At 54.4% G+C, this 25,285-nt stretch carries 25 protein-coding genes; 18 read left to right on the top strand and 7 right to left on the bottom strand.

Annotated elements, in window-relative coordinates; all coding sequences use genetic code 11:
* The first annotated feature begins 455 nt into the window (after nucleotides 1–455).
* The 3 genes from psiE to ubiA all read left to right on the top strand — a co-directional run bounded on the left by psiE (nucleotide 456) and on the right by ubiA (nucleotide 2,358).
* Nucleotides 456–866, top strand: coding sequence for a phosphate-starvation-inducible protein PsiE (gene psiE / locus C1N59_RS19410; protein WP_006121549.1), 411 nt, complete (start codon nucleotides 456–458; stop codon nucleotides 864–866).
* Nucleotides 867–949: 83 nt separating this feature from the next.
* Nucleotides 950–1,462, top strand: coding sequence for a chorismate lyase (gene ubiC, locus C1N59_RS19405; RefSeq protein WP_006121550.1), 513 nt, complete (start codon nucleotides 950–952; stop codon nucleotides 1,460–1,462).
* A gap of 29 nt (nucleotides 1,463–1,491) precedes the next feature.
* On the top strand, nucleotides 1,492–2,358 hold the full coding sequence (gene ubiA / locus C1N59_RS19400) for a 4-hydroxybenzoate octaprenyltransferase (protein WP_191091184.1): 867 nt from the start codon (nucleotides 1,492–1,494) through the stop codon (nucleotides 2,356–2,358).
* A 102-nt stretch (nucleotides 2,359–2,460) separates the two neighbouring features.
* On the opposite strand, the gene plsB is transcribed toward ubiA, so the two are convergent.
* On the bottom strand, nucleotides 2,461–4,887 hold the full coding sequence (gene plsB / locus C1N59_RS19395; protein ID WP_394550927.1) for a glycerol-3-phosphate 1-O-acyltransferase PlsB: 2,427 nt from the start codon (nucleotides 4,885–4,887) through the stop codon (nucleotides 2,461–2,463).
* Nucleotides 4,888–5,015: 128 nt separating this feature from the next.
* Here plsB and C1N59_RS19390 point away from each other — a divergent pair, with 128 nt between their 5' ends.
* The 4 genes from C1N59_RS19390 (at nucleotide 5,016) to C1N59_RS19375 (ending at nucleotide 7,921) form a co-directional block, all read left to right on the top strand.
* Nucleotides 5,016–5,384: a diacylglycerol kinase gene (locus C1N59_RS19390; protein ID WP_006121553.1), complete on the top strand. Its 369-nt coding sequence runs from the start codon at nucleotides 5,016–5,018 to the stop codon at nucleotides 5,382–5,384.
* 106 nt (nucleotides 5,385–5,490) lie between these two features.
* A complete protein-coding gene (lexA, locus tag C1N59_RS19385) occupies nucleotides 5,491–6,105 on the top strand; it encodes a transcriptional repressor LexA (RefSeq protein WP_006121554.1) in 615 nt (204 codons plus the stop codon).
* Nucleotides 6,106–6,214: 109 nt separating this feature from the next.
* A complete protein-coding gene (gene dinF / locus C1N59_RS19380; RefSeq protein ID WP_394550100.1) occupies nucleotides 6,215–7,537 on the top strand; it encodes an MATE family efflux transporter DinF in 1,323 nt (440 codons plus the stop codon).
* Nucleotides 7,538–7,708: 171 nt separating this feature from the next.
* Nucleotides 7,709–7,921, top strand: a complete 213-nt coding sequence (locus tag C1N59_RS19375; protein ID WP_006121556.1) for a CsbD family protein — start codon at nucleotides 7,709–7,711, stop codon at nucleotides 7,919–7,921.
* A 71-nt stretch (nucleotides 7,922–7,992) separates the two neighbouring features.
* Here C1N59_RS19375 and zur read toward each other — a convergent pair whose 3' ends face one another.
* Nucleotides 7,993–8,514, bottom strand: a complete 522-nt coding sequence (zur, locus tag C1N59_RS19370; RefSeq protein ID WP_033738958.1) for a zinc uptake transcriptional repressor Zur — start codon at nucleotides 8,512–8,514, stop codon at nucleotides 7,993–7,995.
* A 423-nt stretch (nucleotides 8,515–8,937) separates the two neighbouring features.
* Here zur and C1N59_RS19365 point away from each other — a divergent pair, with 423 nt between their 5' ends.
* From C1N59_RS19365 to pspG, 3 genes are all read left to right on the top strand, one after another.
* Nucleotides 8,938–10,209, top strand: coding sequence for a conjugal transfer protein TraF (locus C1N59_RS19365; RefSeq protein WP_033738961.1), 1,272 nt, complete (start codon nucleotides 8,938–8,940; stop codon nucleotides 10,207–10,209).
* Nucleotides 10,210–10,308: 99 nt separating this feature from the next.
* Complete coding sequence (dusA, locus tag C1N59_RS19360) at nucleotides 10,309–11,304, top strand: tRNA dihydrouridine(20/20a) synthase DusA (RefSeq protein ID WP_394550099.1); 996 nt, start codon at nucleotides 10,309–10,311, stop codon at nucleotides 11,302–11,304.
* A gap of 161 nt (nucleotides 11,305–11,465) precedes the next feature.
* Nucleotides 11,466–11,732: an envelope stress response protein PspG gene (gene pspG, locus C1N59_RS19355; protein ID WP_006121560.1), complete on the top strand. Its 267-nt coding sequence runs from the start codon at nucleotides 11,466–11,468 to the stop codon at nucleotides 11,730–11,732.
* Nucleotides 11,733–11,913: 181 nt separating this feature from the next.
* Here pspG and C1N59_RS19350 read toward each other — a convergent pair whose 3' ends face one another.
* Nucleotides 11,914–12,897, bottom strand: coding sequence for a quinone oxidoreductase (locus tag C1N59_RS19350; RefSeq protein ID WP_394550098.1), 984 nt, complete (start codon nucleotides 12,895–12,897; stop codon nucleotides 11,914–11,916).
* Nucleotides 12,898–12,993: 96 nt separating this feature from the next.
* On the opposite strand from C1N59_RS19350, the gene dnaB reads away from it, so the two are divergent.
* The 6 genes from dnaB to C1N59_RS19320 all read left to right on the top strand — a co-directional run bounded on the left by dnaB (nucleotide 12,994) and on the right by C1N59_RS19320 (nucleotide 17,919).
* On the top strand, nucleotides 12,994–14,400 hold the full coding sequence (dnaB, locus tag C1N59_RS19345; RefSeq protein WP_006121562.1) for a replicative DNA helicase: 1,407 nt from the start codon (nucleotides 12,994–12,996) through the stop codon (nucleotides 14,398–14,400).
* A gap of 126 nt (nucleotides 14,401–14,526) precedes the next feature.
* Nucleotides 14,527–15,018 (top strand): Lrp/AsnC family transcriptional regulator, encoded by a 492-nt coding sequence (locus C1N59_RS19340; RefSeq protein ID WP_058702337.1) that lies wholly within the window; start codon nucleotides 14,527–14,529, stop codon nucleotides 15,016–15,018.
* Nucleotides 15,019–15,201: 183 nt separating this feature from the next.
* A complete protein-coding gene (locus C1N59_RS19335) occupies nucleotides 15,202–15,816 on the top strand; it encodes a YitT family protein (RefSeq protein ID WP_006121564.1) in 615 nt (204 codons plus the stop codon).
* Nucleotides 15,817–15,858: 42 nt separating this feature from the next.
* Nucleotides 15,859–17,052, top strand: coding sequence for an amino acid aminotransferase (locus C1N59_RS19330; RefSeq protein WP_133745551.1), 1,194 nt, complete (start codon nucleotides 15,859–15,861; stop codon nucleotides 17,050–17,052).
* A gap of 124 nt (nucleotides 17,053–17,176) precedes the next feature.
* The gene (locus C1N59_RS19325; protein WP_033738976.1) at nucleotides 17,177–17,593 is read left to right on the top strand and encodes a secondary thiamine-phosphate synthase enzyme YjbQ; all 417 of its coding nucleotides are present in this window, start codon (nucleotides 17,177–17,179) and stop codon (nucleotides 17,591–17,593) included.
* Nucleotides 17,594–17,595: 2 nt separating this feature from the next.
* Nucleotides 17,596–17,919: an MmcQ/YjbR family DNA-binding protein gene (locus C1N59_RS19320; RefSeq protein ID WP_006121520.1), complete on the top strand. Its 324-nt coding sequence runs from the start codon at nucleotides 17,596–17,598 to the stop codon at nucleotides 17,917–17,919.
* Between the two features lie 38 nt (nucleotides 17,920–17,957).
* Here C1N59_RS19320 and C1N59_RS19315 read toward each other — a convergent pair whose 3' ends face one another.
* On the bottom strand, nucleotides 17,958–19,022 hold the full coding sequence (locus C1N59_RS19315) for an NAD(P)-dependent alcohol dehydrogenase (RefSeq protein ID WP_033738979.1): 1,065 nt from the start codon (nucleotides 19,020–19,022) through the stop codon (nucleotides 17,958–17,960).
* 227 nt (nucleotides 19,023–19,249) lie between these two features.
* A complete protein-coding gene (gene uvrA / locus C1N59_RS19310; protein ID WP_033738980.1) occupies nucleotides 19,250–22,078 on the bottom strand; it encodes an excinuclease ABC subunit UvrA in 2,829 nt (942 codons plus the stop codon).
* A 224-nt stretch (nucleotides 22,079–22,302) separates the two neighbouring features.
* Here uvrA and ssb1 point away from each other — a divergent pair, with 224 nt between their 5' ends.
* On the top strand, nucleotides 22,303–22,845 hold the full coding sequence (gene ssb1, locus C1N59_RS19305; protein WP_006121517.1) for a single-stranded DNA-binding protein SSB1: 543 nt from the start codon (nucleotides 22,303–22,305) through the stop codon (nucleotides 22,843–22,845).
* 261 nt (nucleotides 22,846–23,106) lie between these two features.
* On the opposite strand, the gene C1N59_RS19300 is transcribed toward ssb1, so the two are convergent.
* Complete coding sequence (locus C1N59_RS19300) at nucleotides 23,107–23,679, bottom strand: DUF1349 domain-containing protein (protein WP_054634664.1); 573 nt, start codon at nucleotides 23,677–23,679, stop codon at nucleotides 23,107–23,109.
* Nucleotides 23,680–23,772: 93 nt separating this feature from the next.
* Nucleotides 23,773–24,291, bottom strand: a complete 519-nt coding sequence (locus C1N59_RS19295) for an isochorismatase family protein (RefSeq protein ID WP_039339066.1) — start codon at nucleotides 24,289–24,291, stop codon at nucleotides 23,773–23,775.
* Nucleotides 24,292–24,417: 126 nt separating this feature from the next.
* Here C1N59_RS19295 and C1N59_RS19290 point away from each other — a divergent pair, with 126 nt between their 5' ends.
* Nucleotides 24,418–25,251, top strand: a complete 834-nt coding sequence (locus C1N59_RS19290) for an AraC family transcriptional regulator (protein ID WP_054634663.1) — start codon at nucleotides 24,418–24,420, stop codon at nucleotides 25,249–25,251.
* Nucleotides 25,252–25,285: the final 34 nt, after the last annotated feature.

The raw sequence follows: 25,285 nt of genomic DNA, 5'->3' as shown, positions 1-25,285 counted from the left end.
AAGTGCACACTAACCTGACGTAATCCCGTAACCGTTAATGCGGGACAGATTAAGCCTGGCCGGGCCTGAACGCCGCTGTTAGCTGCGCGGAGAGCAACGCAGCGTGTTACCTCAGGGCGCTTATCCATTGAGTCGGGTATGGAAGCGGGCGCTAGCTGACTGCCGGGGTTGAAAAACCGAGCCAATGTAAATGTCGGATGTGAAAACCGTATGACAGGACGGCACGACGGAGTGGGTCTGCCAGCCGATATGATCGGTCTGTCCGGTTGGCTTTCATTAAAAGACAGGTTCGTACGGTCCCGGCGGTATAACCCAGGGTGCCGGGGCTGGCATTCCATCGCGCAGTCTGGTGATTTGAAAGACGCTGTTAAGTAAGCCTGACGGCTATATTGTGATTTACGTCACACTAAAGCATGATAATGCCAGAAAACATCCCTTTATTTTCGAGGCGTGAAATGAGTGATAAAAACCCGATAGCACAAAAGATAGCGCGCCTGATGCAATGGGTGCTGAATGCAGGATTGCTGATTCTGGCGTTCATTTTAATGGTCTTCCTGGGCAAAGAGACGGTCCATTTAGCCAACGTCCTGTTCAGCACGGGCGAGCAGGCGTCCTCCTATCTTCTGATCGAAGGCATCGTGATTTACTTCCTTTACTTTGAGTTTATTGCCCTCATCGTGAAGTACTTCCAGTCGGGTTACCATTTCCCGTTACGCTATTTCGTCTATATCGGCATCACGGCTATCATCAGGCTGATTATCGTCGACCACAAAAATCCCTTTGATACGCTGTGCTACTCGGCTGCTATTCTGCTGCTGGTTATCACCCTGTGGCTGGCAAACAGTAACCGGCTTAAGCGCGAATAACCTCGCGTTTGCATGACGGACGGGTGTGCCGTGAATCGCTCTGCGCTAAACTACCTGCCTGAAAATTTTTGGGGGAAAGTGTCATGACGCAAGACCCGCTCCGTTTATTACGTTCACTCAACTGGCTGGCGCTGGACGGTGCTGCTCTGTCGCCATCACTTCGTGACTGGCTGATGGAGGAGGACTCTATGACCAGGCGCTTCGAACAGCATTGCCAGAAGGTCAGGGTGGAGCCCGTTCGTGAAGGGTTTATCCACGCTGACGAATTAGGTGACGAAGGTGCGCTGTTACCCGCTGATCAGCGCTTCTGGCTGCGTGAAGTGATCCTGTATGGCGACGAACAACCCTGGCTGGCGGGACGCACGCTGGTGCCTGAAAGCACCCTGAACGGTCCCGAAGCGATGTTGCAGCAGCTCGGAACGCGACCGCTGGGACGTTACCTGTTCTCCTCTTCAACCCTGACCCGCGATTTTATCGAGCCCGGTAACGTTGAATCGCTGTGGGGACGTCGGTCGCGCCTGCGTTTATCGGGGAAGCCCCTGCTACTAACCGAATTATTTTTACCGGCGTCGCCGGTTTACCGTTACCAGGGTTAAGGATTTGACCTGTGCAAAACAGACAACAAATGACCAAATGGCAGGCTTACAGCCGCCTCATGCGAATTGATAAACCTATTGGCACGCTGCTGCTGCTGTGGCCGACGTTGTGGGCGCTGTGGCTGGCTAACAGGGCGATGCCGCCGTTACCGGTACTGATCGTGTTTGTCGCGGGCGTATTTGTCATGCGTGCAGCCGGCTGTGTGATCAACGATTATGCTGACCGTAAAGTCGACGGCCATGTGGAACGCACAAAGCTCCGGCCACTGGCCAGCGGTGCTGTCACGGCGAAAGAGGCTAAAATGCTGTTTGTGGTACTGGGGCTGATCGCGTTTGGCCTGGTACTAAGCATGAACCTGATGACGATTATGCTTTCTGTTGTCGGGCTGGCGCTCGCCTGGGTTTATCCTTTTATGAAGCGCTATACGCATTTGCCGCAGGTGGTCCTGGGCGCCGCATTTGGCTGGGCAATTCCCATGGCCTGGGCTGCTGTTAGTGAGTCCTTACCTCTGGTTTGCTGGCTGGTATTTCTCGCCAACATTTGCTGGACGGTGGCCTACGATACGCAATATGCCATGGTGGATCGCGAGGACGACCTGAAGATTGGCGTGAAGTCCACAGCCATTCTGTTTGGCCAGTACGACAAATTGATTATCGGCCTGCTGCAACTGGCGACGCTGGGGCTGATGGCGCTGGTAGGGACACGGCTGCATCTGAATGGGGCGTTTTACTGGACGCTGTTACTGGCGGGCGGTTTATTTGTTTATCAGCAAAAACTGATCGCAAAGCGCGCGCGTCAGGCCTGTTTCCAGGCGTTTCTGAATAACAATTATGTAGGGCTGGTGCTGTTTCTCGGCGTGTTAATGAATACTCCGCCGTTCTCAAACCTGTTGTAGGGCAGGCACCGAACGTAGCGCCAGTGCGATGCACAGTGTGAGGTTCAGTAAGCAATAAAAAAGGCGACCAGTCAGGTCGCCTTTTTTTGTCATGCCAGCACGTTAGCTGTGTGCAACGGCGCTCTCGATGGTCATACGGACATCGCTGGTGACCAGTTCTGCCAGAATGTGCCAGGTCGCCAGCGTCTGCGCCACATCCGCATCGCCACTGTCGCTGATATAGCCTTCATCGCGCAGGGTCAGTACCAGTGTAGAGAACACCGCTTTATCGAAAAACTCAGGCGCATTGATGCCATGCAGTACGCTCAGGCGCTGGGCCAGCGTGCGGCTCTCTTTTTCCAGCGTGCCGCGGTTGATGGTGGGTTTGGCGCTGAGAATCGAGAAGGTGATGGCGTAACGTTGCAGCGTTTCACGTACACCGGCAGCCAGCAGCTGCAGCGTACGGTAACGTGCCGTATTGAACGACAGCAGACCTGCCTCAACGGTAATCAGTCCCTGGCGCGCCAGCTCCTGGCATAAGTCAGCCAGCAACTGCGGCAGCTGGTCGTTGCCCCAGCGCAGGAACAGCTCGCTCTTCAGCATGGGGTAAATCAGGCTGACCTGGCGCAGCAGTTCGGCTTCGCTCAGGTTACGGTGCTGCTGGATGATGGCCGCAATCAGAGAGGGCATCACCAACATATGGTGGATGTTATTCCGGTAATAGGTCATCAGTACCGCCTGCTCGCGCGGCAGAATAATGATGTCGCCAATGCTGTCCTTCTCACTCTCAAACTTGTTCATACTCAGCGCGTGATCCAGCAACGCTTCCGCAGACATGTCAGGCAAAGTGGCATCCGGCGAGTAGGGCACATTACGTAATAACTGGGTATAGCACTCCAGCTGCTCAATCAGCTGTTCACGGGTCAGCGAACGCTGGCGGGAAGCGAGCAGTGCCGTTACGCACAGGTTCATGGCGTTCGCGGCACCGGCTTCATTAATATGTACCATGATGGTGGCGGCGATATCATTGGCCGTTGGCGTTAACCAGCCCGGACGTTGCGCTTCAATGGGATCGATAGACTCACGCCATTCCGGTACGCGCTTGTTCAGATAGTTGATCAGCGGCAACGGCTCACCAAAGTTCACATAACCCTGGCCCAGGTTGCGCAGCTTACGCAGGCCGCGCACCATCTGCATAAAGCCTTCTTTCTCTTTTGCCGCACCGCGTAGCTCTTTAGCGTAAGTACCCACTTCCATTACATGTTCATAACCGATGTAAATGGGCACTAACGTGATAGGTCGCGTGCCGCCGCGCAGCATGGCCTGCAGCGTCATAGAGAGGGTGCCGGTTTTCGGATCCAGCAGTCGGCCGGTACGTGAGCGTCCACCTTCCACGAAATACTCGACGGAATAGCCGCGGGTAAAGAGCTCGCCAAGGTATTCACGGAACACGGTTGAATAGAGCTTGTTGCCTTTAAAGGTACGACGAATAAAGAAGGCACCCAGACGACGGAAAATCGGCCCGGCAGGCCAGAAGTTCAGGTTAATCCCTGCGGCAATATGCGGCGGAACCAGGCCCTGGTGATACAGCACATAAGACAGTAGCAGGTAGTCCATATGGCTGCGGTGGCAAGGCACATAAACAATTTCATGCCCGTCCTGCGCCAGCTGACGTACCCGCTCACCGCCGTTAACGTTGATCCCCTGATAGAGTCGGCTCCAGAGCCAGCCCATCACGCGGTCGGTGATACGAATCGCTTCGTAGGAAAAGTTGGCCGCAATTTCTTCCATCATTTCAATGGCGTTTTGCTGCGCTTTCTCATGGGAGATTTTCTTGCTACGCGCCTCGTCTTCCACAGCTTTTTCAATCGCCTTCGACTGCAACAGGCGATTGAATAAATCCTGGCGAGCCGGCAGGCGCGGTCCCACCGCAGCCAGGCGCTGACGGGCAAAATGGATGCGCGCTACGCGAGCCAGCTTCTGCGCAATCGACTTGTCGGTACCGTGTTCGGTCGCCATACGACGCAGGGAGACCGTGGGCGAAAAACGCACAAAACTGTCGCGGCCATGCCAGAGAACGGCAAAGAATTTTTGAATGCCGTTAAGGAGCCGCAAATGAGGCGGATGATCGTCGCCCTGGACTTCCCGACCTGGCGCACGGCCAAACATGACTGAAACCGGTAACATCTGAACATCAAGTTCAGGGTTGCTGCGGTGCAGATCAAGATACTCGTGGAAGATTTTGACCGATTCAAGGCTGGGCACGAAATAGGGGAACACACGCGGACCGTCATTAATAAAGACATGACGCGGCAACAGGGCGCCGTCTATCTCCAGCGGAATAAGCGGATCAGGCAGATCGTGCCGGATGCACTGCGCGCGTAAAGTCAGGAGATCGGCCTTTGAATCATAAGGCAGGACATACATAATAGGCCGGGTAGGATCCAGCCCATGTTCGGAGACGGGATCAGCCGGAATGGCCTTACTCTTTACCAGAAATGAAAGGGGTAAGTTCAGCAATTTATAAAAAATTTTACGCCAACCTGACATAGACAACATGAAGCCTCTTGTTAGCAAAGCGGCGCAAGCATATCAGAACGCGCAGCAAAAATCTGTGACAGCGACAATTGTGCGCTGCCCGGTATTGACGTCAATCCTTTGAAAAGAGTTCCTTTATCATGACAAATAATGTCACCGGCATTACCCGGATTGTGAAAGCGGCTGGCTACTCATGGCAAGGTCTTCGCGCCGCCTGGCAGCATGAAGCTGCCTTCCGCCAGGAAGCCGTAATTTCACTGGCGGCAATTATCCTGGCCTGCTGGCTGGATGTCGATACTATTTCGCGCATCCTGATGATTGGCGCGGTCATGCTGGTGATGATTGTTGAAGTTCTGAACAGCGCCATCGAAGCGGTGGTGGACCGCACAGGGCAGGAACGTCATCCTCTTGCCGGCCGAGCCAAAGATATGGGATCGGCCGCTGTTTTGCTGGCAATAGTACTGGCCCTGTTCGTTTGGGGAACGCTACTTTGGTCGCATTTGCGATAAGCATTCCATCTCCCGTCAAATTACTGATTTTGGCCTGACTTTTGGTTTCCATTTCACCAATACCTGTATATACTCACAGCGACTGTATAAACAACCAGGGGGCGGGATGAAAGCATTAACCAGCAGGCAGCAACAGGTCTACGACTTGATTCGCGACCACATTAATCAAACGGGCATGCCGCCTACGCGTGCAGAAATTGCTGCGCAACTGGGCTTCCGCTCACCTAACGCGGCAGAAGAGCATCTGAAAGCGCTGTCGCGTAAAGGCGTGATTGAAATCGTCTCTGGTGCGTCCCGCGGTATCCGTTTGTTAATGGAAGAAGAACCTTCAGACGGTCTGCCACTCATTGGGCGCGTTGCGGCGGGTGAGCCGTTGCTGGCCCAGGAACATATCGAAACCCACTACAAAGTGGATCCAGACATGTTCAAGCCCTCTGCCGATTTCCTGCTGCGCGTTAGCGGCATGTCAATGAAAGACATTGGCATCATGGATGGCGATCTGCTGGCCGTGCATAAAACGCAGGAAGTGCGTAATGGTCAGGTGGTGGTAGCGCGCATTGATGACGAAGTCACCGTGAAGCGCTGGAAAAAGCAGGGATCAGTGGTGCATCTGTTACCTGAAAATACGGATTTTGAGCCTATCATTGTCGATACACGTGCGCAGTCGCTGACGGTTGAAGGTCTGGCGGTTGGCATCGTACGTAACGGTGAGTGGTTGTAACTCTTCTTAAGGTTGGCTCTTTACGTCAACCTTGACGTTACCCAGTCTGCCCCTGTTTTGCCGCTGTGGGTTCATCTGCAACACCAGCGGCGCATTGCACGGACGTTACATGCGCTTCCTGACAGCTACCGATAAAAAACTGTGGCGGCTGGCGCTGCCCATGATCCTGTCAAATATCACCGTTCCTCTGCTCGGCTTAGTCGATACAGCCGTTATTGGCCATCTCGACAGCCCGGTTTATCTGGGCGGCGTTGCGGTCGGGACGACCGTTACCAGTTTCATCTTCATGCTGCTGCTTTTTCTGCGGATGAGTACGACAGGCCTGACGGCTCAGGCGTTTGGCGCGGGCGATAAAACGGCGCTGGCGCGCGCATTGGCACAGCCCCTGATCATTGCCTTACTGGCCGGCAGCCTGTTTATTGCCCTGCGTCATCCTGTTACGGCATTAGCAATCCGCTTTATCGGCGGAGAGGCCGCCGTGCTTGAGCAGGCTGCGCTGTTTATCCATATTCGCTGGCTCAGTGCGCCCGCCATGCTGGCTAACCTGGTGATTCTGGGCTGGCTGCTGGGCGTACAGTATGCCAGAGCGCCGGTCATCCTGCTGGTGGTGGGCAACGTTATCAATATTCTGCTGGACCTCTGGCTGGTGCTGGGGCTGCACTGGGGCGTAGCCGGGGCTGCAGCCGCGACGGCTATCGCGGAATATGCGACGTTGCTGGTCGGGGCACTTATGGTCTGGCGCGTGCTGGCGCTGCGCGGCATCACGCTGCACAGTCTGGTCCATAGCTGGCGTGGCGATATCCACCGCCTGCTTCGCCTGAATCGCGATATCCTGCTGCGTACCTTACTGTTACAGCTTTGCTTTGCCTCTCTGACCGTGCTGGGAACGCGTATCGGACCTGATGTGGTGGCGGTAAATGCCATCCTGCTGATGTTCATGACGTTTACCGCCTATGCGCTGGATGGCTTTGCTTACGCCGTCGAAGCCTTTGCTGGTGAGGCACACGGCGCAAAGGACGGCAGCAGGTTGCAACTGGTATGGATTGCTGCCTGCCGTCAGGCACTGTCAGTCGCGCTGTTTTTCTCCCTGGTCTATGCTGTTTGTGGCTATCAGATCGTGGCTCTCCTGACATCGATTCCCGCACTTCAACAGGCGGCTGACCGTTTTCTGCCGTGGCAGGTTGTCATGCCGCTGGTTGGCGTCTGGTGCTATCTGCTGGATGGCATGTTTATTGGTGCGACCCGCGGAAGAGAAATGCGCAACAGTATGGCGATTGCCGCACTGGGCTATTTCCTGACGCTGTTAACCGTGCCTTTTGTCGGTAATCACGGTCTATGGCTGGCGATAGCCGTTTTTCTGGCGCTTCGCGGCCTGTCACTTTGGCTGGTCTGGCGCAGGCACTGGCGCAATGGCACCTGGTTTAGCGCCTGAGCAACTTGCCTGAAATATGACGCAGGATACATAAAATTTTCATTTTTTCCGGCAAAACTGAAATTAGCTACTACAATTATCTTTGAATGGCGCTATTAAGCAGCGCTTTATATCGTAATTTTGCCTGATGGCAAAATAAAACGAAATCGAAGGATGACGTGGAGGTCTGCAATGAATAAAGACGAAGCGAGTGGTAACTGGAAACAGTTCAAAGGAAAAATGAAAGAGAAATGGGGCAAGCTGACCGATGATGACATGCAAGTCATTGAAGGTAAACGCGATCAGCTGGTCGGCAAAATTCAGGAACGTTACGGCTACGCGAAAGATCAGGCGGAGAAAGAAGTAACGGACTGGGAAGGTCACAACAAGGATTACCGCTGGTAATCACGTTATTCAGGGATGCTCCTACCCGGGCCGGTACGCTCATGCCGGCCAGACCGCACAAGGATGTGCAATTAACTTCGTTTACTGCGTTTCTTCCCGTCAGCCTGATGGTCATGATCACAATGTTCATGCTGTTCACAGGCTTCAACTTCCGCACAGTTTTCACATAACCCGTGCGCCTCTATCACGCTATGCCGTAGGACGAAGCTTGCCTCCTGCGCCAGCGATGCGATGATTTTTTCTGCGCCCTGCGCCTGCTTTTCCGTGACCACTGCACAGCGATCGCAGACCAGCATCACCGATGTATGGGCGGGTGCGTCGAAATGGTGACACATCACATAGCTGTTATTGGACTCGACGCGGTGGATAAAACCCTGCTCAAGAAGAAAATCCAGCGCACGGTAGACGGTAGGAGGCTTGGCCTGGGGCTCACTGACACGCAACTGATCAAGCAGGTCATAAGCACTGATCGATCCTGGCTGTCCGGCCATCAACCGCAGGACCTCTGCGCGCTGGGTCGTCAGGCGTACACCGCGCTGTAAACACAGTTTCTCAGCCTGGGTCATGATTTGCTCTGGCGTCATGGTTGACATGGAATTTCTCCGTTTGACAGGTGATGTTATCTTATCACATTAATGATACGTACGATGCACCTTGCCTGTCTGCACCTCCTCCCTTTGTCCGTGCTTATCTGTTCCTTACGACTTTGCGCCCGTCTGCGAGGCCAATATATGTCAGAATGTTTGTAAATATTTTTTCCTTTTGCTTTACATCTCACTGAGTTAAGAACTAATGTTTAAAAGTTCTTAATAAAGTGCTGGTCCCGGCCTCCTTCTGTTAACGCTTTTTGGACGGTAACCAGACATAACGGATCGAAAAATAATCAATCAATGGAATTGCGCCACTATTTACTCTGAATTCACAGCAATAAAGCGTTAGCCATCCTCCACAATGGGGCTAACAAACTATTCGGTCGTTAATGTTTTAACGGCAATTTTTCAGGTGATGATAAGCAAATGGCAAAATTAACCGTCCCACGTTCCGTTCTGGTTTTCCCTGCAGTGTTTAATGCTCTGGTTTTTTCATCATCCGCGCTGGCCGCGGGAACCTGGTACGATGCCCGTAACGATGCAATGGGGGGAACGGGCGTGGCGTCCTCTACCTACGGGTCTGCCGTTTTAGCTAACCCGGCGTTAATGACCAAAGCGAAGCCCGATGACAACGTCAGCATCATTTTTCCCAGTGCGGGCGCGCAAATTACTGATAAAGACAAAATGGTCGATAAGATCGATAACATTACTGACACGGTAAATCGCTATCAGGATCTGTTTGATAATGCCTCGACGTTAGAGCTGCTGCGCCGTATTCCTGAGATACAGGCTGCGTCAGGGGATCTGGCCAATACGCTCAGAGATTTACGCGGTAACAAAGCCAACGCGACAGCAGGTGTCGCGATTGCAGTCACCGTTCCGAATGAAACGCTGCCTTTTGCCTTTGTCACCAAAGCCTATGGTACGGCGCATGTCCGCGCGAATGTAAAAGAAGGCGATATCGTTATTTTACAAGGCGTGGCTGACGGAACGTTTGCCGGTATTCCTGGCGGTGTATTTGGTCTGCCTAATGTACAAAACTTGCTGGGCTCCAGCGCGAACGGGCTGGCTGCGCTAAATACCGATTATGGTATCGCCGTTGCCCATGAGTTCACGATTGCCGGCCATCCGGTGTCGATTGGTGTGACGCCTAAGCTGCAAAAGACCTGGCTGTATAACTACTCCGCCAGCGTTTATAACTACGATAAAAACGATTTACGGGATGGCCGCTACCGCAGCACCGAAAGCGGGTTCAACGTTGACGCCGGCCTGGCGACGGTATTCGCAGAAAACTGGACATTAGGCGTGACCGGACAGAACCTGGTATCACGTGACCTGCAAACCAAAGAGGTTAATGGCTATCAGGATACCTATGAAATCCGTCCATTAGTGACGGCGGGTTTAGCCTGGGATAAAGGGCCGGTCACGCTGACAGGCGATGTTGACCTGACCGAAACGCACCGTTTCAAATCTCAGGAAAACAGTCAGTATGCAGGCGTGGGCGCGGAATATCGCGTACTGGACTGGTTACAGTTACGCGCCGGTTATCGCGCAGATATGCGTTCCAACGACGAAAATGTGGCGACCGCAGGCTTTGGGCTGTCACCGTTCAACAATTCTGTGCATCTGGATCTGGCAGGCTCGGTGGGGCAAAACAATACCTGGGGTGCCATGGCGCAACTCGGATTTAACTTCTGATTCCGTGCCATTAACGGGCGGGCGATACCTTGTCGCCCGCCCTTATGCTATCCTTGCGCAGAATATCATCACTGTTAACCACCGGATCGACTGCGCTTCATGACCGATACTTTTTCCTCCCAACGCTTCTCTGTTGCCCCCATGCTCGACTGGACGGATCGTCACTGTCGCTATTTCCATCGTCTGCTGACCGGCGATACGCTTCTGTATACCGAAATGGTCACCACGGGTGCCATTATTCACGGTAAAGGCGATTATCTGGCCTTTAGTGAAGAGGAGCACCCGGTCGCGTTACAACTGGGCGGCAGCGATCCGGCTGCACTGGCGCAGTGTGCAGCGCTGGCTGAACAGCGCGGTTACGATGAAGTTAACCTCAATGTGGGTTGCCCGTCAGATCGTGTTCAGAATGGCCGCTTTGGTGCCTGCCTGATGGCGGAAGCCGGGCTGGTCGCTGACGGCATTAAAGCGATGCGTGATGTGGTGGATATTCCGGTCACGGTCAAAACCCGTATCGGTATCGATGAACAGGACAGCTATGCCTTCCTGACCGATTTTATCGGCACTGTGGCAGAGCGCGGTGGCTGCGACACCTTTATCATTCATGCGCGCAAGGCATGGCTTTCGGGTCTGAGTCCGAAAGAAAACCGCGAGATTCCACCGCTTGATTACCCCCGGGTTTATCAGTTAAAGCGTGATTTTCCACAACTGACGATTGCCATTAACGGCGGCGTGAAAACGCTGGAGGAGGCTAAAACGCATCTTCAGCACCTGGATGGTGTCATGATGGGCCGTGAGGCCTATCAAAACCCCGGCATCCTGGCGCATGTCGATCGGGAAGTGTTTGGCCGGCAACAGCCTGCCGCTGATCCGGTGGCGGTGGTGCGCGCCATGTACCCTTATATTGAAGCCGAGCTGGTAAAAGGCACGTACCTTGGCCATGTGACGCGCCATATGCTGGGGCTGTTCCAGGGGATCCCTGGCGCGCGCCAGTGGCGTCGTCACCTTAGCGAGAATGCCCATAAGCCCGGTGCCGATGTGCGGGTACTGGAGGCTGCATTAGCGCTGGTCGCCGATAAGATCCCTCAGGAAGCCTGATACAGTTAAACCAGCCAGCCGGCTGGTTTTTTTTCACCATAATCTGGTGAATCTCGCCACGTTGATTTTGCATACTTCATACTTAACTCATCACTATCAACAGGTTACTTGTTGGCATGGTTCTTGTAATACGTAACGTATTCATCGTGAGGAGTGAACAAATGGACATTATTTTTGTATTCGGTTTCTTCCTGATGCTGTTGCTGACTGGCGTGTCCTTAATCGGCGTCATTGCTGCCCTGGTCGTGGCCACGATCGTGATGTTTGTCGGCGGTATGGTGATGCTGATTGTGAAGGTGCTGCCCTGGCTACTGCTGGCCGTGGCCGCAGTATGGCTCTATCGGCGCTTTTTCACTGACGAAGACACTCGCCAGCGCGTCCTGTACAGGCGCAGGATCCGCAGGCTGGAGCGGAATGGCAGGGGATAAATGTGTGCGTGATCACACAGTGAAAAATTGGTGCTCAGAATATTAACAACAATCATACTTTTTACTTATGTTTTCTGTCAGGATAGCTGTCGTTGATTCATAACATATTCATCGCTTCTGCCCCTACATCAGTGCGAATGAAAAATAAAAGAAGGGCTTCCTGCGGGAAGCCCTTTTTACATCAGGGAATCAGCAGGCTCGATCCCTGTGTCGCGCGGCTCTCCAGTAACTGGTGAGCGCGGCTGGCCTCTTTCAGTGCAAATTTTTGCTGCTCGGGCACATCGACCTTAATGGCGCCACTTGCCAGTAAAGAGAACAATTCTGCACTGGCCGTTTCCAGCTCCTGACGATTGGTGATGTAGCCGAACAGGGAAGGACGGGTAACAAACAGTGAGCCTTTCTTATTTAAAATGCTGAGATCAACATTGGTCACCGGCCCTGAAGCATTCCCGAAGCTCACCATCAGCCCCTGACGACGCAGGCAGTCCAGCGAGGCTTCCCAGGTCGCTTTCCCCACAGAGTCGTACACCACGCCAACCTTGTTGCCGCCGGTCAGCTCACTGACCCGTTGTGCAATGTCCTCTTGCTGATAATTAATGGTGGCCCAGGCTCCCGCGTTTTTGGCCAGTGTCGCCTTTTCGGCGGAGCCGACGGTGCCGATCAGATGGGCGCCGAGCGCTTTTGCCCACTGGCAGGCAATCAACCCCACGCCACCCGCCGCGGCATGAAACAGAAAAATTTCGTCGGCTTTGAGCTTATAGGTCTGTCGTAACAGGTACTGCGTCGTCAGGCCTTTCAAAAAACTGGCGGCAGCCTGCTCAAAACTGATGGCGTCGGGTAACCGCATCAGACGATCTTCCGCCACGTTATGCAGCTCGCTGTAAGCCCCGAGTGCGGCCTGACAGTACACGACGCGATCGCCGGGTTTGAAACGCGTGACCGCCGATCCCACGCGGGTGACCACGCCCGCCGCCTCGGTGCCCAGACCAGAGGGAAAATGACCTGTCGGATACAGCCCGCTGCGCACGTAAGTATCAATATAGTTAATGCCAATCGCGCGGTTTTCGACCTGGATTTCATCATCGGCGGGATCGGCAGGCTCAAAATCAACCCAGGTCAGGACATCCGGGCCGCCGTGTGCGTTGAACTGAATACGCTTTGCCATGCTTACTCCTGTGATTGTTTCATCATGAAGGTGAGGCACGCCCCTTAACTGAGGTATACTTGCGCGTCCCCACAGAAGATCGGTAATGCATTCACTATGGCAGGAAATAAACCCACCAACAAATCGAACGAAACGCAGGATCGCCAGTTAGAAGGCGTGAAAATGCCCCCGCATTCGCTGGAAGCGGAGCAGTCGGTGCTGGGTGGGTTAATGCTGGATAACGAGCGCTGGGACAACGTGTCCGAACGCGTCGTGGCAAATGATTTTTTCAATCGCTCGCACCGTCTTATTTTCTCCGAGATGCAGCGTCTGCTGGAAAACAGCAAACCTATCGACCTGATTACGCTGTCAGAATCGCTGGAAACGCGCGGCGAACTGGAGATGGCCGGCGGATTTGCTTACCTGGCTGAGCTGGCGAAAAACACGCCCAGTGCGGCGAACATCGGCGCTTACGCGGATATCGTGCGTGAACGTGCGGTCGTGCGCGAAATGATCGCCGTGGCGAATCAGATAGCCGATGCCGGTTATGATCCCCAGGGGCGCAGCAGTGAAGACCTGCTGGATTTTGCCGAGTCGAACGTATTTAAAATCGCTGAGGCGCGGGCTAACAAAGACGATGGCCCCAAAAACATCGAACAAATTCTGGAAGCGACGGTTTCACGGATTGAGTCGCTGTTTCAGACGCCGCACGATGGCGTCACGGGCATTGATACCGGTTATCAGGATCTGAATAAGAAAACGGCCGGGCTGCAACGCTCAGACTTAATTATCGTGGCCGCACGTCCCTCAATGGGGAAAACCACGTTCGCCATGAACCTGTGTGAAAACGCGGCGATGCTGCAGGACAAACCGGTACTGATTTTCAGTCTGGAGATGCCCAGCGAACAGATCATGATGCGTATGCTGGCCTCCTTGTCGCGGGTTGACCAAACCCGTATTCGTACCGGTCAACTTGACGATGAAGACTGGGCGCGCATTTCCGGCACGATGGGCATTTTGCTGGAAAAGAAGAATATGTATATCGATGATTCTTCTGGCCTGACGCCGACCGAGGTCCGTTCCCGCGCGCGTCGCATCTATCGTGAAAACGGTGGCCTCAGTCTGATCATGATCGACTACCTGCAGTTGATGCGCGTGCCCGCATTGTCAGATAACCGTACGCTGGAGATTGCCGAGATTTCCCGTTCATTAAAAGCGCTGGCAAAAGAGCTTAACGTGCCCGTGGTGGCGTTATCTCAGCTGAACCGCTCACTGGAGCAACGTGCCGATAAACGTCCCGTAAACTCGGATCTGCGTGAATCGGGTTCGATCGAGCAGGATGCTGACCTGATCATGTTTATTTACCGTGACGAGGTTTATCACGAAAACAGCGACCTGAAAGGGATCGCAGAGATCATTCTGGGTAAGCAGCGTAACGGCCCGATCGGTACCGTACGCCTGACATTTAACGGTCAGTGGTCACGCTTTGATAACTATGCAGGCCCGCAGTACGACGACGAATAATCCGTCACTGGCCCGCCATGCACGATCTGTGCATGGCGGGCAGGACCGTGCAAAATAGTGTTGGACAACGTCGCAGTGAATCGGGTTATCTGTAGCAAAGCGACACTGACACGCGACGGAAACAGCATGACGCACGTAGACGATTACGATCTAAAAATCCTTACTCTGCTCCAGTCTAATGGCCGTTTGACCAATCAGGAACTCAGCGATTTGGTCGGTCTTTCTGCTTCACAATGTTCACGTCGGCGTATCAATCTTGAACAGGCCAACCTGATTCTTGGCTATCACGCACGGCTGTCGCCGGACGCGGTGGGGCTGGGCATTGTCGGACTCATTGAAGTGCGGCTCATTAACCATACCGCTGACTATGTCGACAGCTTCCATCGCATGGTGGAACATGAAGACGCAATTATTGATGCCTATAAAACCACCGGTGATGCCGACTACCTGCTGAAAGTCGCCGTGGCCGATTTGGCCTCACTGAGCGCGGTAATCAGCCAGCTGTTAGCCGGTCACCAGAGCGTTTCCCATGTCAAAACATCGGTGGTACTGGGCAGACTCAAAGAGAACGGATTAATGATGGGCGAGCAGCAGGCTGTGCGCCAAAAAAGAGCATAATGCGCGCAGGTGGTGCATGATGTGGCGGAATGATGCGTTTTTTATGCGTATTTGAGTCGGGCAATGCACAATCGACCTCCCCGGCGGGGCAGTAAAATCCGGTAAGACGCTTATGCCTGAGCGCCTGCACAGGCTGGCGCAGTTATTGCATTGGTGCTGCATCATTCGCACTGAGACTGCTTTATGGACAACATTGTACAACCCGCCGATATTCCTCACTCTCGCCTTGAAGATGCGCTGGCTATCCTGCTCGGCACCTTAATGGTCTCGTTTGGTGTGCTCATGCTGAAGCAGGCAGGCGCATTGACCGGCAGCACGGCTGGACTGGCATTCCTCATCAGCTATCTGTCGCCCCTGTCATTTGGCAGCGTTTTCTTTGTAATCAACCTGCCGTTCTACTGGCTGGCCGTGAAGCGAATGGGCTGGGAATTTACGCTAAAAACCTTTTGTGCCGTGGGGCTGGTGTCGCTTTTTACCCATCTTCATCCCCTGTTTATGCATTTTTCCACACTGAATCCTTTTTATGCGGCATTGTTCGGTAACGTCATCATGGGGATTGGGTTTATAGTGTTGTTTCGCCATAAAGCCAGCCTGGGCGGGATCAATATCCTGGCGCTCTGGCTGCAAGACCGTTTCGGCATTCGCGCCGGTAAACTGCAAATGGCGGTCGATACCTGCGTGGTGCTGGCCTCGCTGTTTGTCGTCAGCCTGCCGATGTTGCTTGCGTCCATTGCGGGCGCGGTGATACTGAATATGATCATCGCAATGAACCATCGTCCCGGGCGGTACAGGGTTTAATCGCCCTTTTTTATTTCAAGAACAATCATGGAGATCTGCACCGTGTTCCAGAACGTTGATGCCTATGCTGGCGACCCGATTTTGTCGCTAATGGAAGCCTTTAAACAGGATCCGCGCGAGCATAAAGTGAACCTGAGTATTGGGCTTTATTACAATGAGCAAGGCATCATCCCTCAGCTGCAGGCGGTGGCTGATGCTGAAGAGCAGTTACGTGCCGAACCGCAGCAGGCTTCGCTCTATCTGCCTATGGAAGGATTAAATACCTACCGCAACGCGATAGCGCCACTGCTGTTCGGAGCCGATCATCCCGTATTAAAAGCGGGCCAGATCGCCTCGATTCAGACCCTGGGCGGCTCAGGTGCGTTGAAAGTCGGTGCGGATTTCCTGAAGCGTTATTTCCCGCAGTCCAACGTCTGGGTCAGCGATCCGACCTGGGAAAACCATATCGCCATCTTTAACGGTGCCGGTTTCGAGGTGAAGACCTATCCGTGGTATGACCCGGAAACCAACGGCGTACGTTTTGATGCCTTCCTGAGCACGCTTAAAACCCTGCCAAAGCAAAGCATCGTGCTGCTGCATCCGTGCTGTCATAACCCAACCGGGGCCGACCTGACCAATGCGCAGTGGGACGAAACTGTTGCCGTGCTGAAAGCACAGGAGCTGATCCCGTTCCTGGATATCGCTTATCAGGGCTTTGGTGCTGGCATGGAAGAGGATGCGTACGCGATGCGTGCGGTTGCTGCGGCAGGTCTGCCTGCGCTGGTCAGCAACTCCTTTTCAAAAATCTTCTCGCTGTATGGCGAGCGCGTCGGCGGCCTGTCTGTGGTATGTGACAGCGCTGAAGAGGCCAGCCGCGTATTAGGTCAGCTCAAAGCGACCGTCCGCCGTAACTATTCCAGCCCGCCAAACTTCGGCGCACAGGTTGTGGCCCGCGTGTTAAACGACGCTACGCTGAAAGCTAACTGGCTGGCCGAGGTCGAAGCCATGCGGTTGCGCATTATCGACATGCGCCAGGCGCTGGTACAGGTGATGAGTACGGCGCTACCCGGTAAGAACGTCGACTACCTGTTGAAGCAGCGCGGGATGTTCAGCTACACCGGCCTGAGTGCGCAGCAGGTGGACCGCCTGCGTGAAGAGTTTGGGATCTACCTCGTCGGCAGCGGCCGTATGTGTGTGGCAGGTCTGAACAGCAAAAACGTGCATCAGGTCGCGGAAGCCTTTGCGGCAGTAATGTAATTCCGCACACAATCTTCCCCGGGCCGCCAACCTTGTTGGCGGCTTTTTTATTTTTACGGATCGGGTTTACCTTTGCGCCACATTCTGCACACTTAACTGTGTCTCACAGATTCAGGAAAAAAGTATGTGGTATCAACAAACGTTGACCTTAAGCGCAAAATCGCGGGGTTTTCACCTCGTAACGGAAGAGATTGTGCAACAGTTGCCCGCACTCCGTGATATCCACACCGGATTACTCCATTTGCTGTTGCAGCATACGTCGGCTTCACTGACGCTGAATGAAAACTGCGATCCGACAGTGCGGAGCGACATGGAACAACACTTTATGCGCCATGTCCCGGAAGCGGCTCCTTATCAACACGATTACGAAGGCCGTGACGACATGCCCGCCCACATTAAGTCGTCCACGCTGGGCGTTTCACTGATGCTACCGGTGCAGCGTGGACAGCTGGTACTGGGCACCTGGCAGGGCATTTGGCTGGGGGAACATCGTATTCATGGCGGAGCCCGACGTATTGTGGCGACCTTACAAGGGGAATGAGTATGAATAATTCGGACTTACTGACGTACTGCATGAGCAAACCCGGCGCAGAGCAGAGCGTTCACAGCGACTGGAAAGCTACGCAGATCAAGAGCAACGGCGTGCTGTTTGCCATGGTGCATGAAGTCAAAGGGCGTCCGGCGGTGTCGCTCAAATCCTCGCCCGCGCTGGCTGAACTGATGCGGGATGAGCACAGCGATGTGTTTCCCAGTGAACATCTGAATAAATCACACTGGAACACGCTGTTTTTAGACGGCACGCTGAAAGATTCGCAAATTTACTATCTGGTGGATGCCTCTTTTCAGCAGGCAGATACCGGGCGGTAACGGCCCTTTCCCGGCGTGGGAAAGGGCACAGGACAGGATTACGCCGCCGCGTTTTTACGCAGCGTATCGATATCAATGACAAAGCGATATTTTACATCGCTCTTCAGCATACGTTCGTAAGCCTCGTTGATCTGATCCATGGCGATCAGCTCAATATCTGACGTGATGCCGTGTTTGCCACAGAAATCCAGCATCTCCTGGGTTTCAGCGATACCGCCAATCAGCGAGCCAGCGATGCTGCGGCGTTTAAAGATCAAATTGAAAACCTGTGGCGCGGGATGATCGTGTTCAGGCGCGCCGACCAGAGTCATATTGCCGTCACGCTTCAGCAAGGTGATAAACGGATTAAGGTCGTGTTGCGCCGCCACTGTGTTAAGAATGAAGTCAAAACTGTTGGCATGTTGCGCCATCTGGTCGGCATCTTTCGAAATGACCACTTCGTCTGCGCCCAGACGTTTTCCGTCTTCGATTTTTGACGGTGAGGTGGTGAATAACACGACATGCGCGCCCATCGCGTGAGCAATTTTTACGCCCATGTGCCCCAGTCCACCCAGCCCCACGATCCCGACTTTTTTACCCGGGCCGACATTCCAGTGACGCAGCGGTGAATAGGTGGTGATACCGGCACACAGCAGCGGTGCCACACCGGCCAGCTCCAGGTTTTCTGGAACACGCAGCACAAAGCTTTCATCCACTACCATAGAGGTGGAGTAACCACCGTAGGTGATAGCCCCTGTCTGGCGATCCTGACCGTTATACGTGCCGACAAAGCCATTTTCACAGTACTGCTCCAGGCCTTCCTGACAACTTGGACAGCTGCGGCAGGAATCAACCATACAGCCAACGCCGACCAGGTCGCCGACTTTGTACTTCTGCGTCTCGGGGCCGACTGCGGTCACGCGGCCAACAATCTCGTGTCCCGGAACCACAGGAAAAATGGTGTTTTTCCACTCATTGCGCGCCTGATGCAAGTCAGAATGACAAACGCCACAAAACAGCACGTCAAGCTGTACGTCATGAGCACGAAGCTCACGCGGTTTGAAATCAAACGGTGCCAGTTTGGACTTTGCATCCTGAGCAGCATACGCATGGGTAATGTTCATGGTGTCTCCAGTTAAAGTGTGTCGTGATTTTTCGATCAACGCCGCAGCATAACGCGCGCAGCAAGAAGGTGACGCCAGGGGCGTACCAAAGGGGAACGAATTAAGGATAGTCAGGGGAGAGAAAAGCGTATATGCCTATATGTGTCTGAATCTTGCCTGATCCTGCATTTTTCAGGGTAAATTGTGCAATCCCTGTAAGAAGGCCCGCGTGATGCGGGCCTGCAATTTTATTTTTTCAACAAGGGCTTAAGGAAGCGGGCCGTATGTGATTTTTCACATTCGGACACGGTTTCTGGCGTGCCTGCCACCAGAATTTCACCGCCGCCACTGCCGCCTTCCGGCCCCAGGTCGACAATCCAGTCCGCCGTTTTCACGACGTCGAGGTTGTGCTCAATGACCACGATGGTGTTGCCCTGATCGCGCAGTTGATGCAGCACTTCGAGCAGTTGCTGGATATCGGCAAAATGTAACCCGGTGGTGGGCTCATCCAGAATATACAACGTCTGTCCCGTGCCGCGCTTCGACAGCTCACGCGCCAGCTTGACGCGCTGCGCTTCACCACCGGACAGGGTGGTGGCCGACTGACCCAGGCGGATATAGGACAATCCAACGTCCATCAGCGTTTGCAGCTTACGCGCCAGGGCAGGAACGGCATCAAAGAACTCACGTGCTTCCTCAATCGTCATTTCCAGCACTTCGTGAATGCTTTTGCCTTTGTATTTAATCTCCAGCGTTTCACGGTTATAGCGTTTGCCTTTGCACTGATCGCACGGCACATAAATATCCGGCAGGAAGTGCATTTCCACTTTCAGCACGCCGTCGCCCTGACAGGCCTCACAACGTCCGCCACGCACGTTAAAGCTGAAACGGCCTGGGTTATAACCACGTGAACGTGATTCAGGCACGCCGGCAAACAGTTCACGAACCGGCGTAAAAATACCGGTGTAGGTGGCCGGGTTAGAGCGCGGCGTGCGGCCGATGGGGCTCTGGTCGATATCGATGACTTTATCGAAGTGCTCCAGACCGGCGACATCGCGATACGGTGCTGGCTCAGCAATGGTGGCCCCGTTCAGCGCGCGCTGGGCAATAGGGAACAGCGTATCGTTGATCAGCGTCGACTTCCCTGACCCGGAGACGCCGGTGATGCAAGTAAACAGGCCAACAGGCAGCGTTAAGGTGACGTCCTTCAGGTTGTTACCGCGCGCGCCCGTAATTTTCAGGACCTTCGAGGGATCGCCCTTCACGCGCGTTTCAGGCACGGCGATTGCGCGTTTGCCGCTGAGGAACTGGCCGGTCAGCGAAGCCTCTTCCGCCATAATCTGCTCAACCGTACCTTCCGCGACGATAGCGCCGCCGTGCACGCCCGCGCCGGGACCGATATCGATCACGTGGTCGGCGGCGCGAATCGCGTCTTCATCGTGCTCGACCACAATCACGGTATTACCCAGATCGCGCAGGTGAATCAGCGTGCCCAGCAGGCGCTCGTTATCGCGCTGGTGCAGGCCGATTGACGGTTCATCCAGTACGTACATCACGCCGACCAGACCGGCGCCAATCTGGCTTGCCAGACGGATGCGCTGGGCTTCACCGCCCGACAATGTTTCTGCAGAACGCGACATCGACAGGTAGTTCAGGCCAACATTGACCAGAAAACTCAGGCGATCGCCGATCTCTTTCAGCACTTTTTCCGCGATTTTAGCCCGCTGACCACTGAGTTTCAGATTTTCAAAAAACGCCATGGCATGACCGATGCTCATGTCTGAAATGGTCGGCAGCGTGGTGTTTTCGACATAGACGTGGCGCGCTTCACGACGCAGACGCGTGCCTTCACAGCTGGCGCAGGCGCGATTGCTGATAAATTTCGCCAGTTCTTCGCGTACCGCTGAGGATTCCGTCTCTTTATAACGGCGCTCCATATTGTTCAGCACGCCTTCGAACGGATGGCGGCGCACAGACGTGTCGCCACGGTCATTAATATATTTAAATTCAATCGTTTCTTTGCCGGAACCGTACAGAATGACTTTCTGCACGCTGTCCTTGAGGCTGTTAAACGGCGCTTCTATATCGAAGTCGAGATGATCGGCGAGTGAGCGCAGCATCTGGAAGTAATAGAAGTTACGACGGTCCCAGCCACGGATGGCGCCGCCTGCCAGCGACAGCTCTGCATTTTGCACTACGCGATCGGGATCGAAATATTGCTGCACACCCAGACCGTCACAGGTCGGGCAGGCACCGGCGGGGTTGTTAAACGAAAACAGGCGCGGTTCCAGCTCACTCATGCTGTATCCGCAAACCGGACAGGCAAAGTTCGCGGAGAAGAGCAACTCTTCTGCCGCGCTGTCGTCCATATCGGCCACAATCGCGGTACCGCCAGAGAGTTCCAGCGCCGTTTCAAAGGATTCCGCCAGGCGTGTCGCCAGATCATCGCGGACTTTAAAGCGATCGATAACCACTTCAATGGTGTGTTTTTTCTGCAGTTCCAGCTTAGGAGGATCGGAAAGATCGCACACTTCGCCGTCGATCCGGGCGCGGATGTAGCCCTGCGTCGCCAGGTTTTCCAGCGTTTTGGTATGTTCACCTTTGCGATCTTTCACGACCGGTGCCAGCAGCATCAGACGGCGACCTTCGGGCTGTTCAAGCACCTGATCGACCATCTGGCTCACTGTCTGAGCAGCCAGCGGGACATCATGATCCGGGCAGCGCGGTTCACCCACGCGGGCAAACAGCAGGCGCAGATAATCGTGAATCTCCGTAATCGTGCCTACCGTCGATCGCGGGTTATGCGAGGTCGACTTTTGCTCAATGGAGATGGCCGGCGACAAACCCTCAATATGATCGACGTCAGGCTTCTCCATCAAAGACAGAAACTGGCGCGCATAGGCAGAGAGCGACTCCACATAGCGGCGTTGACCTTCCGCATACAGCGTATCAAACGCCAAAGAGGATTTACCGGACCCGGAAAGGCCAGTAACCACAATGAGTTTGTCGCGAGGGATGGTCAGGTTGATGTTTTTCAAATTATGGGTGCGGGCACCACGAACTTCGATCTTATCCATTCACCTTTCCCGGATTAGCTGCACTCACCGCGCCCTGTGACACGGCCAGAATAAACGCATCATTATGGCACAAAAAATAGACTGAATAAATATCCAGTAGTTTTTTGCTTTTTTCCGGCAGATGATTAAAAATGGAACACCGCTCGAAAGTGGGAAACCAGGCGCGGGACGTGTTAGAATTGATTGTTTAGAGTTGACGTAATCATTCATCGGGAGACAGCAACATGGCCAGTCGTGGCGTTAACAAAGTGATTCTTGTCGGGAATCTGGGTCAGGATCCGGAAGTACGTTACATGCCAAATGGTGGCGCTGTCGCCAACATTACGCTGGCTACCTCTGAGAGCTGGCGCGACAAGCAGACCGGTGAGAACAAAGAGATTACCGAATGGCACCGTGTCGTGCTGTTTGGCAAACTGGCAGAAGTGGCGGGCGAATACCTGCGTAAAGGTTCTCAGGTGTATATTGAAGGCCAGCTGCGCACCCGTAAATGGCAGGATCAGGGCGGTCAGGAACGTTACACCACGGAGGTGGTTGTCAACGTGGGCGGCACCATGCAGATGCTGGGTGGACGTCAGCAGGGCGGTAACGCGCCAGCAGGCGGCGGTCAGGGCAACAACAACGGTTGGGGCCAGCCTCAGCAACCGCAGCAGGGCAATAACAACCAGTTCAGCGGCGGCGCACAGTCTCGTCCGCAGCAGCAGCCCAGCGCTCCGGCCAGCAACAATAACGAACCGCCGATGGATTTTGACGACGACATTCCGTTCTAAGCCGTCTGTCAGTCTCTGTTGCAGAAAGCCCCATTACCGGGGCTTTTTTGTTTTGTTGGGGATGTCTGGTTTAACTCTGCACCACTATCCCGCCTTTCACGCACACCCTGGCGTGGTTTATCCAGCGCCGACACTGGAGGCGCGATGACCCGGCGGGCATGACCTGGCCGAAATACATGGCCTGTATCCTGAAAGCCCGGGCAAGATCGGGCACGGGCGACAAAAAACATGTCATCACATCTCTGGACGACGCGTCCGCCGTTAACTTAAATCATGCAGTGCTTTATCCAGCGGCGGCGTCAGAAGCATGTCGCGGAAGGTGACCGCCAGGCCGGCACGCTCCGGCGTGCAACACATAGCACCTATCCTGAGCGGACCGGGTGGAAAATAGCTCAGACGTAATAAAGGCCACGTCTGTCCGTCTGCCGAATACTGCAGTCTCAGGCTGTCACCTTTGCGCGTCAGCCGGAGCCAGAACGCTCGCGGATCGCCAGGAAATATCCCCGTTGCCCAGTCGGAATGGCCGAGCGTCAGCACGCTGCCAATGGCGGGCGCACCATCGTTATATTCAATTCCTGCTTTTAGCCAGTGCTGTGCGTCGCGTATCAGCATCAGTCCGGCCTGATCGTACAGCGTGGTAAAGTCTGCGCAGATTTTGAGCTGAAAAGTCATGTCGCCGTCCACCTCCGTGGCAAAGACATGGCCGGAAAAGCGCTCAAACCCGTACCAGGTCTTGTGCCAGAAATCGGTCTTATCATCGGTGGTGACCTGTAGCGTACCGTTCTGGCACTGCCACGTTGCAGGCTCATTGATCCAGGCAAACGACTCAAACATAGCGCCTCCAAAATTGGCCATAACTGGCCGGGCTGATGCGACTCAGGATGAAGAAAGAGGCAGATGGTCTGATACGGATGAAAGCGTGATCGCTTAACGCCACCCGGCCAGCACGGTATCGGTATCGATCACGCGTGGTACGTTACCCGGAAGACTTAAGCCCGCCCAGACTTCATTATGCTGGCCAATTAACTGTTCCGCACTGGCACAGGTCCGGTCGGCGGTGGTATGGGCGTCAGCGGCGACGGTGATGCGATAGCCCAGTCCTGCGCCGACCTTGATGGTGGTGTCGACGCAGTAATCAGTGGCACACCCACAAATAACAAACTCATGAATAGCCAGTTCACTCAGCAGTGAGGCCAGGGACGTCCGCCAGAAACTGTCGCAGGCTGTCTTGGTAATAAAGTGCGCATTCCGGGATTGAGCCATCTCGGGTAACAGCGCAAAGGCCTGGCTGCCTGGCACCATGTCGCCTTCGCTGTGCTGAATAAACAGCGTAAGATCAGCCTGTTCGATGAGGCGGTTAATCTGCCTGACCCGGCCAGCCCGATCGAAACGCGGCGTGGTAAATACGCCATTTTGCATATCAACTACCATTACAACACGCTGCATGATGTTTCCTCGTCAATACACCTGTTACGCAGTGTCATGTATTCAACCGGGGATGACAATCTTTGCATTTCATCCCCTTTTAACGGCATGCTTGCAGATTCTGCCAACCGGATAAGGAGCGATAACGTGGAAGGCGTTCCAGCTGTTTTTCCTTGTGAAAAAGATCGTGCGCTGTTTCGGCAGTTGCCTGAACTGCCGGGCGTGGAACTTTACCAGGCGCATATTTCCCGTTATGCCTTTGCTCCGCATACGCACGAAGCCTTTGGCATCGGCACCATCGAGGCCGGGGCACAGCGCTTCCGTTACCGCGGTACGCACTACACTGCCCCTGTCCATTCTCTGGTCATGATGAATCCTGATGAGCTGCACACTGGGGAATCGGCCTGCGAAACGGGCTGGCGTTATCAAATGATCTACATCCAGCCCGACTGTATGGATGAGCTGAGTGGCGACCGTGGCTGGTGGTTCGGGGATGCGCTGCGAACGGACGTGCGACTTGCGCAGCCTGTGTCGCAGTGTCTGGCGGCGCTGTGGCAGGCCGATACGGCCCTGGCGCGTTATAGTCTGCTGTCAGACCTGCTGGTGCGCATCCGTCCACAGGCCCGTATGGCCTCAGCGCGTAAAGTCGATGCCAGACACCGTTTTGATGATGTGCGCGACTACCTGCGCGCCCATCTTGGGGAGCCGGTCAGGCTGGACACGCTGGCGGCATTAGCGTCGTTATCACCGTGGCATTTTTTACGCGCCTTCCGCGATCATTTCCATGTCACGCCCCAGCAAATGTTAATGGCTTACCGGCTTTATGAAGCCAAACAGATGCTTGCCAGGGGTGAGGCCATAGCCAGCGTCGCGGCAGCGGTAGGCTTGACCGATCAGGCGCATCTGACCCGTGCGTTTACCCAACGTTACGGCATTACACCGGGCCGCTATCAAAAGCAGATCGCGCCACACAGGTCCTGACCGCAATTTGCTACAAGGCATGCTTACCTGTTTG

The sequence above is a fragment of the Pantoea sp. SGAir0183 genome (assembly GCF_043545505.1).
The sequence above is the reverse complement of the archived record's forward strand: the minus strand, read 5'-3'. Positions and strand labels throughout refer to the sequence as shown.

Coding starts and splice junctions, on each gene's coding strand:
- psiE (WP_006121549.1), top strand. CDS start 456: ATGAGTGATAAAAACCCGATAGCACAAAAGATAGCGCGCCTGATGCAA.
- ubiC (WP_006121550.1), top strand. CDS start 950: ATGACGCAAGACCCGCTCCGTTTATTACGTTCACTCAACTGGCTGGCG.
- ubiA (WP_191091184.1), top strand. CDS start 1,492: ATGACCAAATGGCAGGCTTACAGCCGCCTCATGCGAATTGATAAACCT.
- plsB (WP_394550927.1), bottom strand. CDS start 4,887: ATGTCAGGTTGGCGTAAAATTTTTTATAAATTGCTGAACTTACCCCTT.
- C1N59_RS19390 (WP_006121553.1), top strand. CDS start 5,016: ATGACAAATAATGTCACCGGCATTACCCGGATTGTGAAAGCGGCTGGC.
- lexA (WP_006121554.1), top strand. CDS start 5,491: ATGAAAGCATTAACCAGCAGGCAGCAACAGGTCTACGACTTGATTCGC.
- dinF (WP_394550100.1), top strand. CDS start 6,215: ATGCGCTTCCTGACAGCTACCGATAAAAAACTGTGGCGGCTGGCGCTG.
- C1N59_RS19375 (WP_006121556.1), top strand. CDS start 7,709: ATGAATAAAGACGAAGCGAGTGGTAACTGGAAACAGTTCAAAGGAAAA.
- zur (WP_033738958.1), bottom strand. CDS start 8,514: ATGTCAACCATGACGCCAGAGCAAATCATGACCCAGGCTGAGAAACTG.
- C1N59_RS19365 (WP_033738961.1), top strand. CDS start 8,938: ATGGCAAAATTAACCGTCCCACGTTCCGTTCTGGTTTTCCCTGCAGTG.
- dusA (WP_394550099.1), top strand. CDS start 10,309: ATGACCGATACTTTTTCCTCCCAACGCTTCTCTGTTGCCCCCATGCTC.
- pspG (WP_006121560.1), top strand. CDS start 11,466: ATGGACATTATTTTTGTATTCGGTTTCTTCCTGATGCTGTTGCTGACT.
- C1N59_RS19350 (WP_394550098.1), bottom strand. CDS start 12,897: ATGGCAAAGCGTATTCAGTTCAACGCACACGGCGGCCCGGATGTCCTG.
- dnaB (WP_006121562.1), top strand. CDS start 12,994: ATGGCAGGAAATAAACCCACCAACAAATCGAACGAAACGCAGGATCGC.
- C1N59_RS19340 (WP_058702337.1), top strand. CDS start 14,527: ATGACGCACGTAGACGATTACGATCTAAAAATCCTTACTCTGCTCCAG.
- C1N59_RS19335 (WP_006121564.1), top strand. CDS start 15,202: ATGGACAACATTGTACAACCCGCCGATATTCCTCACTCTCGCCTTGAA.
- C1N59_RS19325 (WP_033738976.1), top strand. CDS start 17,177: ATGTGGTATCAACAAACGTTGACCTTAAGCGCAAAATCGCGGGGTTTT.
- C1N59_RS19320 (WP_006121520.1), top strand. CDS start 17,596: ATGAATAATTCGGACTTACTGACGTACTGCATGAGCAAACCCGGCGCA.
- C1N59_RS19315 (WP_033738979.1), bottom strand. CDS start 19,022: ATGAACATTACCCATGCGTATGCTGCTCAGGATGCAAAGTCCAAACTG.
- uvrA (WP_033738980.1), bottom strand. CDS start 22,078: ATGGATAAGATCGAAGTTCGTGGTGCCCGCACCCATAATTTGAAAAAC.
- ssb1 (WP_006121517.1), top strand. CDS start 22,303: ATGGCCAGTCGTGGCGTTAACAAAGTGATTCTTGTCGGGAATCTGGGT.
- C1N59_RS19300 (WP_054634664.1), bottom strand. CDS start 23,679: ATGTTTGAGTCGTTTGCCTGGATCAATGAGCCTGCAACGTGGCAGTGC.
- C1N59_RS19295 (WP_039339066.1), bottom strand. CDS start 24,291: ATGCAGCGTGTTGTAATGGTAGTTGATATGCAAAATGGCGTATTTACC.